This window comes from Dysgonomonas gadei ATCC BAA-286 (assembly GCF_000213555.1).
Lineage (GTDB): Bacteria > Bacteroidota > Bacteroidia > Bacteroidales > Dysgonomonadaceae > Dysgonomonas > Dysgonomonas gadei.
Genome location: NZ_GL891979.1, coordinates 406,058 through 420,345 on the forward strand (window position 1 = coordinate 406,058; position 14,288 = coordinate 420,345).

Consider the following 14,288-nt stretch of genomic DNA (forward strand, 5'->3'; position numbering starts at 1 on the left):
AAAATATAGGAATGAATATTGTTCTTTGTATCGATAATAATTATATTATGCCTTGTGGTATAACAATGATTTCTATATTGGAGAATAACGGAGATTTACCTGTTACTTTTTATATAATAGGTATGGATCTTAGTGAAAAATCCAAAGATGAATTGTCTTTAGTGCTTTTTCGGTATCCGAATTCCTCGCTTTTCTTCTATGATATAAAGACAGAATTCCTGGAATCATATAATTTTTCGTTGTATGGTTTCGACCATTTGAGTCTTGCTTCATATTCGAGGCTTTTTATCGCTGATATACTTCCCCGGGATATAAATAAAGTACTATACCTGGATAGTGATATTATCGTATCTCAAAGTTTATCCGCACTATGGAATACTGATATAGATAATTATGCTGTTGCCGGAGTTCCCGATATGTATTGCACGTTTTACGCCAATGTTTTTGAGGTCTTTGGATATAGCGATTCATTTAAGTATGTCAATGCAGGCGTACTGTTGATAAATCTGAAATATTGGAGGGAACAAAACCTGATGGAGCATTTTATCAATTTCTATAATGAGAATCATGAACGGTTACTCTACCATGATCAGGATATTATCAATGGAACTTTGTATGACTCTAAACTGGCATTGCCTATAAAATACAATGCTTTGGATTTTTACTTTTTCCGTATGAGGCACGATTTTTATCAATATCAGAACGAGATTGATGAGGCGATGAAAACTCCGGTGATCATTCATTATACATCTCCTGATAAACCATGGATAATGACATGTGAGCATCCTTTGAAAAAGGAGTTTCTGAAGTATAAGAAATTGTCTCCCTGGAGAAAAGTCCCATTAATATGGAACAATAATGAATCGCTATCAAAAAAAATAAAATGTTATAAGAGGGCAGTTTTGTATGCCTTAGGATTGAAAGAGCCGAAAAAGTATTTAAGGGTGGTGAGGAACACCAAAGATTATGGATATGAATTCAAATAACGGCTTATATAATTTTGGATTAATTCAGTAAATGATAGAGTATAATATATATGATTATGGATACAAAAATAACAGGAAGTGAAGCCCTTATCCGTTCTTTGATAAATGAAGGGGTAGATACTATATTCGGATATCCGGGAGGTGCTATTATGCCCGTATTCGATTGCTTATACGATTTCAAAAAAGAGATAAATCATATTCTTGTTCGTCACGAACAGGGGGCAACGCACGCGGCGCAAGGTTATGCACGCACTTCGGGCAAAGTTGGAGTGGCTCTTGTGACATCCGGGCCCGGAGCCACGAACGCAGTTACAGGTATAGCCGATGCTATGCTCGATAGTACGCCTATGGTTGTAATATCCGGTCAGGTTGTTTCTTCCCTTTTGGGTAGTGACGCTTTTCAGGAAGCAGATGTTGTGGGTATCACCCAGCCTATTTCGAAATGGTCGTATCAGATACGCCGCCCCGAAGATATAGCTTGGGCAGTTGCAAGAGCATTTTATATAGCTTCTACAGGTCGCCCGGGTCCGGTAGTACTCGATATTACCAAAGATGCTCAGGCTGGAAAAGTCGAAAATTATGCATATAATAAGGAAATCTTTATTCGTAGTTATCAGCCAAAACCCGATGTTAAAGATGCTGAAATAGAAGCTGCAGTACAAATAATAAACGAAGCAAAGAAGCCTTTGGCTTTGGTAGGTCAGGGTGTTATTTTGGGAAATGCAGAAAAAGAACTCCTTGCTTTTCTTGAAAAATCAGGTGTTCCTGCTGCATCCACAGTATTGGGACTTTCGGCCATACCATCCGATCATCCGCAACATGTAGGAATGTTGGGTATGCATGGTAATATAGGGCCTAATCGTAAGACGAATGAGTGTGATGTGCTGATTGCCATCGGTATGCGTTTCGACGACCGTGTAACCGGAGATTTGAAGACATATGCCAAACAGGCAAAGATTATACACTTCGATATAGATAAGGCAGAAATAAATAAGAATGTGACTGTAACTGCCCGTGTATTGGGTGATGTAAAAGACTCTCTGCCCAAAGTTACAGAGAAACTTAAAGGGAATCGATTTCCGGAATGGCTGGCTGAGTTCAGGGCTTGCGACGATGAGGAATATAACTTTGTTATCAAAGATGAACTACATCCCGAATCAGGAAAACTGAAAATGGGAGAAGTTATAAATAAAGTATCGGAGGCTACGAATAATGATGCGGTACTTGTTACAGATGTAGGCCAGCACCAGATGATGGGTGTTCGCTATTTCAAATACAATCGTAGCCGTAGCGTGGTTACTTCCGGCGGACTGGGTACAATGGGGTTTGGGCTTCCGGCAGCTATCGGAGCTAAATACGGTGCACCGGACCGTACGGTATGTTTGTTCGTGGGCGATGGAGGTATACAAATGACTATACAGGAGCTAGGCACTATCATGCAAACAGGCATCGACGTTAAAATCGTAATTTTGAATAATCACTTTTTGGGAATGGTACGCCAGTGGCAGGAACTTTTCTTTGACGAACGGTATTCCGAAACAGTAATGAAAAATCCTGATTTTGTAAAAATAGCTGAGGCATATAATATTCCGGCTAAAAAGGTGGATACAAGAGAAGAGCTGGATAAAGCTATAGCGGACATGCTGAGCCACAAAGGTTCTTATTTGCTGGATGTACAGGTTGAGGCTAAGGGTATGGTATATCCGATGGTTCCGGCTGGCACATGTGTGACAAATATATTATTGGGAAATGAATAATCAATTAGCAAATTCGGATATTAGCAAATTCGAAAATGAATAAGAGATATAACATTTGCTAATATGCTAATACGCTAATTTTCAAATTAAAAATTATGCAAGATAAAACATTATATACAGTAACCATTTTTTCGGAAAATACAGTCGGGCTGCTCAGTCAGGTAACCAGCGTATTTACCCGTCGCCAGCTGAATATAGAAACTCTTTCTGTATCGCCGTCAGCATTGAAAGGAATACACAAGTTTACGATCACTGTTTTCTGCGATGAAGAGATGATAAAGAAAGTTGTTCTGCAAGTCGATAAACGTGTCGATGTTCTGAAATCGTATTATAATACTAATGATGAGCTGATACATCAGGAGATTGCCCTCTACAAACTTTCCACTCCCGATTTCTTGAAAATAGAGTCGGTGGAAGGTCTTATCAGGAGATACAATGCGCGTATCCTCGATATCAATGAAAATAGTGTGGTTTTGGAGAAAACCGGACATTATCAGGAAACGCAGGATCTGTTTGAGGAATTGAGTAAAACGATAGGGGTATTACAGTTTATCCGTTCAGGGCGAGTGGCGATCACCAAATCCAAAATAGAGCGGCTTAGTGATATGCTGGCCGAACTGGATAAAAAATACGAAGTGGATAAGTAATGAGTTGTTAACAGATTTGAGTATTTTTACAAATCGTTATTAACTTAATACTAACTCATATACTTATAACATGATGACTCCTATTGGCCGATACGAATTCGGAATTGATGCGTACTTAACAGATTTCAGAGGAAAAGCTACATTGCCGATGATCGGCGGATTTATGCTTCAGGCAGCCACAAAGCATGCAGAAGAACGTGGATTCGGCTATTCAGCAATGACATCCCAGCAACGGGTTTGGGTGCTTTCCCGTATAGCAATTGAAGTATTTGAATATCCGAAAAACGATACGGTAATGGTGCTCAAAACATGGGTGGCCAGTGTTAACAGACTGTTTACCGAACGGCATTTCTCATTTGAGGACGAACAGGGTAGGGAGATCGGCTTTGCAAAATCGCTTTGGGCATCTATTGATCTGGAGACCCGCAAACCGACGAATGTTTTGGAATTGGATGGATTGTCCGATTATATCGCCGAAAAGGAAAATCCGATAGAGGGAATGACTAAAATACCGGCATTGAAAGATGATTATGAGGTTGCCACTGATTTTGTCGTTAAATATAGCGATGTCGATATAAACAAACATCTGAATAGCATGAAATATATTGAACACTTTGTAGATGTATTCGATATTGATATGTTCAGGGAAAAAGAAATTCGCCGTATAGAGATAAACTATATTTCGGAAGGCCGTTATGGAACAAAGCTCGATATTCTTAAGCGAACTGAGAAAGATAATATATTTGTACTTGAAATGAAAGACGGAGATATGACGGTCTGTTCTACGAGAATCATTTGGGATTAATGACATAATAATTATAATAAATAACAAGTTCTTTAATTAATTAAACAAAAACAAAAATGGCAGAAATGAATTTTGGCGGCGTTGTAGAACAAGTAGCCACCCGCGATGAATTTCCATTGGAAAAAGCAAGAGAAGTATTGAAAAATGAAACCATCGCAGTTATCGGTTACGGTGTACAAGGTCCGGGACAAGCATTGAATCTTCGCGATAATGGATTCAATGTAATCATTGGTCAACGCAAAGGTGGTAAAACATGGGAAAAAGCTATCGCTGACGGTTGGGTTCCAGGCGAAACTTTGTTCGATATTGAAGAAGCTGCCGAAAAAGGTACAATTATTCAATATCTGTTGTCAGATGCTGCACAGATAGAAGTATGGCCTCGTCTGAAACCATATCTGACAGCCGGTAAGGCTTTGTATTTCTCTCACGGATTCGGTATCACATATAAAGAGCGCACAGGTATTATCCCTCCGGCCGATGTGGATGTTATTCTTGTTGCTCCTAAAGGTTCGGGAACAAGCCTTCGCCGTATGTTCCTTGAAGGTCGTGGTTTGAACTCAAGTTATGCTATCTTCCAGGATGCGACAGGCCGTGCTAAAGAACGTGTAATCGCTCTTGGTATTGGTGTTGGTTCAGGATATTTGTTTGAGACAGATTTCAAACGTGAAGTATATTCTGACCTCACAGGTGAGCGTGGAACATTGATGGGTGCTATCCAAGGTATTCTGCTTGCTCAATATGAAGTACTACGCGAAAACGGACACTCTCCGTCAGAAGCATTTAACGAAACTGTAGAAGAGCTAACTCAGTCTCTGATGCCTTTATTTGCAGAAAAAGGTATGGACTGGATGTATGCAAACTGTTCTACTACAGCTCAGCGTGGTGCACTAGACTGGATGGGACCATTCCACGATGCGTCAAAACCTGTCTTTGAAAAATTATACAAAGAAGTAGCTTGTGGAAATGAAGCTCAACGCTCAATTGATACTAATTCAAAACCTGATTACCGTGAAAAACTGGAAGAAGAATTGAAAGCTCTTCGCGAAAGTGAAATGTGGAGAACGGGAGCAGTTGTAAGAAAATTGAGACCGGAGAATAATTAAGATAAACTATTCTATAATAAAAGGCTGAATTTATTAAAATTCAGCCTTTTTCTTTTATAGATAGAGTTACAATTTAATTAGAGAACTGGTGTAATGGCACCTGACGATAATATTGCAGCGCTTTTTTCCTTATCACAACTTCTTTTGCAACAATATCTTTATTTATGTAATCAGTCCATAGGGTGCTGATTTCATCACTTTGGATATTTACAGTATAATTTCCGAAACTGTTTAAAGTGTCTACTATTTTTCTAAACCGTTTGCGTTGATCTGTACATTCTATGCTGAATGTTGCTTGCTGATTGTTTGTCGCAAAGAATAGTAAAGTATCTGTATTTTCTTTTCGGACGTATTTAAACATCACGATCTCATTCAAAAGAGTGGAATAGATTACTTTATCTTTATGAATGACAGACAGGCTTGCACTGGAAATGTTAACCGTAAATGTTTTAACGAAAGCTTTTTTCAATAAGAGGACAACCGATAATATCAAGACCGGAATCACAATTATGAGGAGCGAGTCAATTCCATTATCAATCAGAGTATTAGAAAAGTAGATAATGGCTGATAAAAAAACTGAAAGTATCAATAATATACTGATAGTTAAAGCTTTTATATTAAACGTTTTAAGTTTAAATGATTTCATTAAAGTGGTGTTGTATTCCATATGTTACTAAGGATATATTCCTATTCAACATTCTATATTGCACTGCCCCAATATATCACGACCTATATCCATATAGGTTTTCCAATACCATTTTCTAAAACTAGAAAATCCCTCTTTTACCCAAATCTTTCTGTGTTAAAATATAACCTGGGCTTATATTTATTTGTCTCTAAGTAATTCATTTTATTCAAAATAAAAAGATTGTAAGCATATACAATTTCTCTTAAAATGACTAAAAATCGTTTACAAAAGTATGAAAGTTATTTATAAAATAAAAATTTTTCTAATCAAAAAACCTTTATTTGTATCATATATAAAAAGAAAGCATGTATCCGAGCCGGATACATGCCTTCTACAATTTTAATTTATATGATTTGTTAAATCGCATTGATTTCTTTCAAAACAACATTTGTTTTGTGAACAGCGGCAGCTGAAGCTTCGAATTTCTCTTTTTCATCAGCAGTCAGTTTCAGGTCAATAATTTTCTCCCAACCGTTCTTTCCCAAAACTACCGGAACGCCTATACATATATCATTTTGACCATATTCACCTTCTAATGTAACACAACAAGGAATTACTTTCTTCTGGTCATGAATGATAGATTCCACAACATATGCTCCTGCTGCTCCCGGTGCATACCATGCAGAAGTACCCAGTAAGCCGGTTAATGTTGCGCCACCGACCATTGTATCGGCAACTACTTTATCCAGAACTTCTTTTGATAGGAACTCTGAAACCGGAATGCCTTTGTATGTGGCCAGACGTGTAACAGGAATCATTGTAGTGTCACCATGTCCACCGATTACCATACCTTCCACTTCATTAGGATTACAACCCAAGGCTTCGCTCAGATAGAATTTGAAGCGGGAACTGTCTAGTGCTCCACCCATACCTATAACGCGGTTTTTAGGCAGGCCTGTAACTTTAGACGCCAAATATGTCATTGTATCCATTGGGTTGGATATGATGACAAGGATAGCATTAGGTGAATATTTAAGGATGTTTTCAGCAACACTTTTTACGATACCGGCATTTACTCCGATAAGCTCTTCTCTGGTCATACCCGGCTTGCGTGGTATACCCGAAGTTATAACTACAACATCGGAATTAGCTGTAGCAGCATAATCATTAGTTACGCCTTTGATACGTGTGTCGAAACCCAAAAGTTGGGCTGTCTGGTTCATATCTATTGCTTTACCTTCCGAAACGCCTTCTTTTACATCCAGCATTACTACTTCATCTGCCACTTCGTTAAATGCAAGTACATTTGCACATGTAGCACCCACATTTCCGGCACCTACAACTGTTACTTTAGACATAATATTTCTTTTATAATAAATTAATAAATTGATTCCAAGATTTCAAATAGTCAAGCATATCCTATATATTATAGGTCTCATGTCATAAAAGACTAACAAATGTACATGCTTATTCTGATATAAAGAAGATTTTGGTCGTCAAAAATATCAGGAATTATTAAAAAAAGCGAAAGCCTTTTATCCTTTTGCTCAATATGCTGAAAACATCTATATTTGTAGTCGCTTAATATTTTAACATAATTATGAGCACGGAACAAAAGAACAATTCTAAGATATTATTAATTGTAATAATCCTGCTACTTGTAGCAATGGGTATAGCCGGATATTATATATTCAGTCAGAAGACACAGATAAGTGAGTTGCAGGAGGAGAGTAGCTTAAATAAACAGCAACTGGAAGATGAATATGAGAATCTCACCATGCAGTATGAAGGCTTTAAGCTGAATATCAAAAACGATTCTTTGCTGCAAAAGCTGACCAATGAGCAGGCTAAGGTTCAGAGATTGCTGGAAGAGTTGAAAACTGTAAAAGCGGATAATAAGGCTGAAATATCAAGATTGAATAATGAATTGGCCAGTTTGCGCAAAATTCTGAAATCATATATCGTTCAGATCGACTCTTTGAATCAGGCTAACGAACGCTTAAGAAAAGAGAAAAGTGAAATAACTAACAAATATCAGGAAGCTACCCGTACATTGAATGAAGTGTCGCAACAAAAGCAAAATCTGACTGAAAAAGTTACTTTGGCGGCTAAGCTTGATGCTACGGGTATCAGTGTACTGGCTACTAATAGTAAAGGTAAAGTGCAGAAAAAGATTAATAAAGTAGAACAACTGATAATAAACTTTACTGTTACCAAGAATATAACCGCCGAACCAGGAGAACGGACAATTTACCTGCGGATAATGAAACCGGATAATGATGTTCTGACTAAAAGCCGTACTAATGTTTTTCCATACGAAAACAAGGATATTAATTACTCGATAAAGAAGATCATTGAATATGGTGGTGAAGAGGTTGGAGTAACCATGTATTGGAATGTCGAAGAATACCTGATGCCGGGTACCTATCGGGTTGATATATTTGCAGATGGAAGTCGTATCGGAATGAAATCCTTTACTTTGGAAGATTAATGAAAATTATAGAAGTATGGAAGGATCATCTTTTTATTATCCAGTCTCTTGCCGACAGGATATGGCCTCCTACATTCGCAAATATTCTCACATCTGACCAGATCAGATACATGATGGATATGATGTACAGTACATCAGCTCTGGAGGAACAAATAGAGGTGTTAGGGCATCATTATCTTTTGGCAGAAGAGAATGGAGAGTATTTAGGCTATGTTTCTTATGAGTTCGATTATAAGGATGCTGATATAACAAAGATTCATAAGATATATGTACTGCCGTCTTTGCAGGGAAAAGGGGTAGGCCGTCTCTTTATTGATGCTGTCGGGAGGATAGCAAAGGAATATGGCAATGCAGAATTGTCATTGAATGTAAACCGCTTTAATAAAGCCATTGATTTCTACAAACGTTTGGGCTTTGAAGTGATTAAAAGCGAAGATATAGACATTGGTAATGGTTTCCTTATGGAAGATTACGTGATGAATAAAAAGATCTGAGCAGAACAATTTTTCCTCTCTATCTGTTTTTAATTCAACAAATAATATATGCTTGCTGAAGTAAATGCTGGGTTTCTCTCGTCTGGCGGACTACATTGTATTCATATATTTTTTGAACTAATAAAGATCTCATAATAATCATTTTATATCAGTTATTTCATTTTTTTACGAAACCGGCGAATTATGTTTCGAACTATTTCGATAAAAAATATGCCGGGATATAATATTTGTTAATAATTATGCTATATTTGCCATGTTAACTTTAATAACAAGAGCGATAAAATCATAAAACAAAGTAAGTATATCAGCATATATAGTAGATACTATCTGTTTTATCATAATTTTGTTGCATTTGTTAACAATCTGATAATACCGAATATTAATCAAAAAATTAATACGCATGAAGAAACTTTTAGCCCTATCTCTCATTTTATTTCCGTTGAGCCTGATGGCTAGTGAAGCAGACTTAAAAGTCCCTGATTTAGGAAGTGGTTATAACCTCCTGCTTTGGGGCCTTTTAATTCTGTTACTCGGCATTGCATTTGGCTTGGTGCAGTATTTTAATATAAAGAAGCTACCTGCACATCAATCGATGCTCACTGTATCGAAGACTATTTTTGAAACTTGTAAAACCTACCTGTTGCAGCAGGGCAAGTTTCTTTTCTATCTGTTGCTGATTATCTCGGCAGTAATGCTTATCTATTTCGGATTTTTGTCTAATCCGGAAATCGTAGCAAAAGGAGAAGTTGGCAGGGGGACGTTTCTCGCTTTTGTCCTCTTTTGGACAATATTGGGTATTCTCGGTTCATACGGCGTGGCCTGGTATGGCATCCGTATCAATACACTGGCCAATTCGCGAACAGCGTTTGCCTCTTTGCGCAAACGTCCGTGGGATGTAGTGAATATCCCGCTTAAAGCCGGAATGAGTGTCGGTGTGATGCTTATTACTGTAGAGCTCATAATGATGCTTGTTATCCTCTTATTTGTTCCCGGGGATATGGCCGGGGCTTGTTTGCTGGGATTTGCGATTGGTGAATCCCTCGGTGCATCTGCACTACGCATAGCAGGAGGTATCTTTACCAAGATAGCCGATATCGGGGCCGATCTGATGAAGATCGTATTCAATATTAAGGAGGACGATCCCCGTAATCCCGGCGTAATAGCGGACTGTACAGGAGATAATGCCGGCGACAGTGTAGGACCTACAGCCGATGGTTTCGAAACATACGGCGTGACTGGTGTAGCTTTGATCTCATTTATCATACTGGCGGTATTGAATGTGGAATACCAGGCTGCCTTTATAGTTTGGATATTCGTTATGCGCCTGATGATGCTGTTTACCTCCATCCTGTCTTATTATATCAATCAGGGGATTGCTACCGCTAAATATAAGAACTCAACAAAGTTCAACTTCGAAGTGCCTCTTACGGCCCTTATATGGATTACATCTGTCGTGTCTATTGCTGCAACGTATGTTGCCAGTTACTTCCTACTGAAAGAAATGCCGCATGGCTTATGGTGGAAACTGGCGTCTATTATCAGTTGCGGTACATTGGCCGCTGCTGTGATCCCTGAACTGACGAAGGCTTTTACAAGCTCGTCGTCCCGCCATGTAAAAGAGGTCGTTACAGCTTCCCGTGAAGGAGGAGCTTCGCTGAATATCCTTTCGGGTATGGTAGCCGGTAATTTCAGCGCATTCTGGAAAGGGCTTACAATCGCCTTACTGATGGCTGTGGCTTACTTTATCTCTACACAGGACCTGGGAAGTATGATGTCTCACCCTTCTATCTTTGCCTTCGGTCTGGTAGCTTTCGGCTTGCTGGGAATGGGGCCGGTTACTATTGCGGTAGACAGCTATGGGCCTGTAACGGACAACGCGCAATCGGTATTCGAGCTCTCCCGTATAGAACACTTACCCAACATATCGGCAGAAGTGAAGAAAGACTTTGGTTTCGAACCTGACTTCGAGAAGGGGAAAGAGTACCTGGAAGAAAATGATTCGGCCGGTAATACATTTAAGGCTACAGCCAAACCCGTACTTATCGGTACGGCCGTGATCGGGGCTACCACAATGATATTCTCAATTATTCTGGTGCTGGAAAAACTCGGATTGCTGAACATCGACCTTATTGCCGCTCCTGTACTACTGGGTTTCATCTGCGGAGGTTCCGTTGTCTACTGGTTCTCTGGCGCTTCTATGCAGGCTGTTACTACGGGTGCATACCGTGCAGTAGAGTATATAAAGAAGCATATCAATCTTAATAAGGAAGAGGCTGATATAGAGGATTCTAAAGCGGTTGTGAAGATCTGCACCCAGTATGCTCAGGTGGGTATGTGGAATATTTTCCTTGCCTTGTTATTCATCACTATGGCCTTTGCCTTTATCGATCCTAACTTCTTTGTAGCATATCTCATATCCATTGCTGTATTCGGCTTATTCCAGGCCATCTATATGGCAAACGCAGGAGGAGCATGGGATAATGCCAAGAAAATAGTCGAAGTGGAATTGAAGGAGCGTAATACCGACTTGCATGCTGCCACAGTAGTTGGCGACACTGTCGGCGACCCGTATAAAGACACATCGTCGGTTTCGTTGAATCCTATCATAAAATTCTCAACATTATTTGGATTGCTCGCTGTAGAGATTGCGATTGAGATTCCCGACTATTGCAAATGGATTGGATTGGTATTCCTTGCCGTGGCGTTAGTCTTTATTTACCGTTCATTTTATTCAATGAGAATTGTAAAGCAATAAATATAAGTGATGGAGAATGAAGGATAAGGATTTACCCTTCATTCTCCATTGATAATTTTCAGTGCTTATAGTCCTCAGATAATACCCTCACTTCTGCTATTTTGGTTGTCACACTATTTGTTGCAGCCATGATTTTTACTTCGAGTATTTCCTTGCCTTTTTCACTTTCGGGAACAGGATATGTAGAAGTAAAGAGGTTATCTCCTCCATCACCGTTCAGACTCAGTGAAGCCACTTTCCGACCATTTACAAAAACGTCAAAATTACGGTTCTGGTCACGATCAAAATATTTCAGATACAAATAATTAGCATTCTTGCCTGTATTCTTCAACTGATAACTGAACCAGCCCCTTGCTTCACGCCAGTGTATATCCTCTATAAAACCAGTATTCGACTTGTCTGATTGTATAAAGTGATCCGATTCGGGTTGTTGTTCTCCGCATACTACCTTGTCGGCTGTGATACCATCCAGCTTGATTCTTTCCCTTTCCTCGTCTTCTATTTTCTGCTGTATCTCTTTCACTCCTTCGGCTGTTGCCTGTGGCCAGTAGATGATATAACGCGACTCGTGCAGACGGAAGAACGGTATAAGTTCCAGCCCTGACGCATATTTATCAGGATATAGTCCCGAAAGATGGAATGTCAGTGGTTTTCCTTGTACAGGTTTTACTAACGAGGCTATTCTAGCCGGATCACTCACGATAATCGGCATATCTTTCATTGGTATTTGCCTGCCGTGAGCAATGTGTCCGCCCCGGCTGTCGTCGGCAAACAATCCCGTCATATCTTCGGTTCCTGTCTTTGCGGCAAGGGTAACAGGGCCATAGAAAATAGAGTAATAATTCGATTTATCCGGCAATTGCTCTACCGTTATCCGCATAGGCATTTCCACTACTACCTTATCTCCCTTTTTCCATTTACGGTCGATGGATATATAACTGGCCGGGTCTTGCGATACCGGATAATCTTTACCGTTGACGCTCACTTTTAGCCCCCATTTCTTTACCCATACCGGATAACGTAGCTTTAAGGTGAAAGCTGCCGTTTTTTCAGGGTTAATAATCAGTTGGGTTTTAGCCTCGTCGGGAAATGAATTTTCTTGTATAATCTCGGTCTTTTTCTCTTTCCAATTCAAGCGGGAAGGGATGAACAGATTCACATACAATTCATTATCGGTATGGGCATAGATCATCTCTCCGTATTTGGCATGATTTTCTATCCCGGAACCTACACAGCACCAGAAACTTGTCTGAGGTTGGGAATATACACGGTAGTGCCCCGGACGCATCTGGGTAAAATAAACAAATCCACCCTGTTCGGGATTCTGGGTAGAAAGGATATGGTTGTATAATGCCCGTTCATAATAGTCCATATACTTTTCATCCTGAGACGTTTGATAAAGCATTTTCGACAGGCGCAACATATTGTATGTATTACATGTTTCAGGGCCTTCGATACTCTTTATCACTCTCGAAAAATCATTCGTCGGGTTGAAATGTTCTCCCACACTGTTGCCTCCGATACTTACCGAACGATGTTCCACAACCGTTTCCCAGAAGAAGCGTGAAGCTTCCGACCACGATTCGTTACCTTCCACATCGGCTATGCGTTTAAATCCAAGCACCTTTGGTATTTGTGTATTGGCATGCATCCCGGTCAGTTTATCTTCATGGTTGAGCAGGGGATTAAGCACCAATTGATGTGAAAACTGATGCGCCAGTTTCAGGTATTTCTTATCGCCTGTTATCGCGGCTACATCGGCGAATGTCTCATTCAGTCCGCCATGTTCACTGCGAAGCATATCCTGTATCTGTTCTTCCGATAGTTTCGACACCAGATTGATCGCCCAATCGGTCATTTTTATCAGCATCTCCTTTGCCATATCGCTATTTGCATAGAGGTAAGCATCACGCAGTCCGGCATAGGTCTTATGGATATTATATAATGGAACCCATTTGCCATTAAGGTCAAAACCTCCGGCTCTGATATTTCCGTTTGCGACTTCTTCCCAGATAGCTTTTCCTCCCGGAACACCGCCTATATAACCGTTGTCGTTGGCATCCTGACAACGTTTCAGTTCACTAACCATATAGTCGAGACGCTCTTTTATCTGTTTGTCGCCTGTCGAAGCATACATCAGAGACAATGCCGAGAGGTAATGGCCACCGATGTGGCCGTCGAGTCCGGTATTTTCCCAGTTGGTATAGCTCTCGGCTTTAGGTGTCAGCCCGGATTCACGCAGGAAGGGGGACAAGAGCCTATCGGCTTTCAGTTCCAGCAGGTATTGTTTATCTAGGTCTTCCGCGTGCTTAAACGGGCTATCCAGCAATCTTACGTCCTTCAAACTAAAAGTTTCTACTTTTGGTTTCAACTGGGCATTCATACACAATGTGCTGACGATAAGCCCGGTAATGATATAAATTCTTTTCATTTTATGTTTTAACTAAATATTCCAGGAAACCTGTATTGAATTAACCTTTATTTGCGATATATTGTTAAAAAGTAACAGAAGTAACAGATATTTTAGCTATTAGCTGATAGCTTTTAGCCGTTAGCGGCGCGAAGCGACAAAACTCGTAATCTGTAACTTGCAACTTATTATCTTGTTTTCATTTATTAACC

11 protein-coding genes are annotated in these 14,288 nt (G+C 39.7%); 8 read left to right on the plus strand and 3 right to left on the minus strand.

What is annotated here, in order from left to right; all coding sequences use genetic code 11:
* The first annotated feature begins 11 nt into the window (after positions 1–11).
* The 5 genes from HMPREF9455_RS01570 (at position 12) to ilvC (ending at position 5,298) form a co-directional block, all read left to right on the plus strand.
* Entirely contained in the window at positions 12–986 is a 975-nt protein-coding gene (locus HMPREF9455_RS01570) for a glycosyltransferase family 8 protein (protein WP_006797811.1), read from the plus strand.
* 50 nt (positions 987–1,036) lie between these two features.
* Positions 1,037–2,743 carry a biosynthetic-type acetolactate synthase large subunit gene (ilvB, locus tag HMPREF9455_RS01575; protein ID WP_395858083.1) on the plus strand — a complete coding sequence of 569 codons (1,707 nt, stop codon included), beginning with the start codon at positions 1,037–1,039 and terminating at the stop codon, positions 2,741–2,743.
* Positions 2,744–2,838: 95 nt separating this feature from the next.
* Positions 2,839–3,390 carry an acetolactate synthase small subunit gene (gene ilvN / locus HMPREF9455_RS01580; protein WP_006797813.1) on the plus strand — a complete coding sequence of 184 codons (552 nt, stop codon included), beginning with the start codon at positions 2,839–2,841 and terminating at the stop codon, positions 3,388–3,390.
* Positions 3,391–3,460: 70 nt separating this feature from the next.
* Entirely contained in the window at positions 3,461–4,195 is a 735-nt protein-coding gene (locus HMPREF9455_RS01585) for an acyl-[acyl-carrier-protein] thioesterase (RefSeq protein ID WP_148401818.1), read from the plus strand.
* 56 nt (positions 4,196–4,251) lie between these two features.
* Positions 4,252–5,298 carry a ketol-acid reductoisomerase gene (gene ilvC, locus HMPREF9455_RS01590; RefSeq protein WP_006797815.1) on the plus strand — a complete coding sequence of 349 codons (1,047 nt, stop codon included), beginning with the start codon at positions 4,252–4,254 and terminating at the stop codon, positions 5,296–5,298.
* A 73-nt stretch (positions 5,299–5,371) separates the two neighbouring features.
* Here ilvC and HMPREF9455_RS01595 read toward each other — a convergent pair whose 3' ends face one another.
* A complete protein-coding gene (locus HMPREF9455_RS01595) occupies positions 5,372–5,944 on the minus strand; it encodes a hypothetical protein (protein ID WP_044215319.1) in 573 nt (190 codons plus the stop codon).
* Between the two features lie 398 nt (positions 5,945–6,342).
* Positions 6,343–7,284 carry a malate dehydrogenase gene (mdh, locus tag HMPREF9455_RS01600; protein WP_006797817.1) on the minus strand — a complete coding sequence of 314 codons (942 nt, stop codon included), beginning with the start codon at positions 7,282–7,284 and terminating at the stop codon, positions 6,343–6,345.
* 242 nt (positions 7,285–7,526) lie between these two features.
* Here mdh and HMPREF9455_RS01605 point away from each other — a divergent pair, with 242 nt between their 5' ends.
* The 3 genes from HMPREF9455_RS01605 (at position 7,527) to HMPREF9455_RS01620 (ending at position 11,666) form a co-directional block, all read left to right on the plus strand.
* Complete coding sequence (locus tag HMPREF9455_RS01605; protein WP_006797818.1) at positions 7,527–8,417, plus strand: hypothetical protein; 891 nt, start codon at positions 7,527–7,529, stop codon at positions 8,415–8,417.
* Positions 8,417–8,911, plus strand: coding sequence for a GNAT family N-acetyltransferase (locus tag HMPREF9455_RS01610; protein ID WP_006797819.1), 495 nt, complete (start codon positions 8,417–8,419; stop codon positions 8,909–8,911). Before HMPREF9455_RS01605 ends, HMPREF9455_RS01610 begins: the two co-directional genes overlap by 1 nt.
* A gap of 400 nt (positions 8,912–9,311) precedes the next feature.
* Positions 9,312–11,666, plus strand: a complete 2,355-nt coding sequence (locus HMPREF9455_RS01620; RefSeq protein ID WP_006797821.1) for a sodium-translocating pyrophosphatase — start codon at positions 9,312–9,314, stop codon at positions 11,664–11,666.
* A gap of 58 nt (positions 11,667–11,724) precedes the next feature.
* On the opposite strand, the gene HMPREF9455_RS01625 is transcribed toward HMPREF9455_RS01620, so the two are convergent.
* Positions 11,725–14,097, minus strand: a complete 2,373-nt coding sequence (locus HMPREF9455_RS01625) for a glycoside hydrolase family 127 protein (RefSeq protein WP_006797822.1) — start codon at positions 14,095–14,097, stop codon at positions 11,725–11,727.
* Positions 14,098–14,288 lie beyond the last annotated feature (191 nt).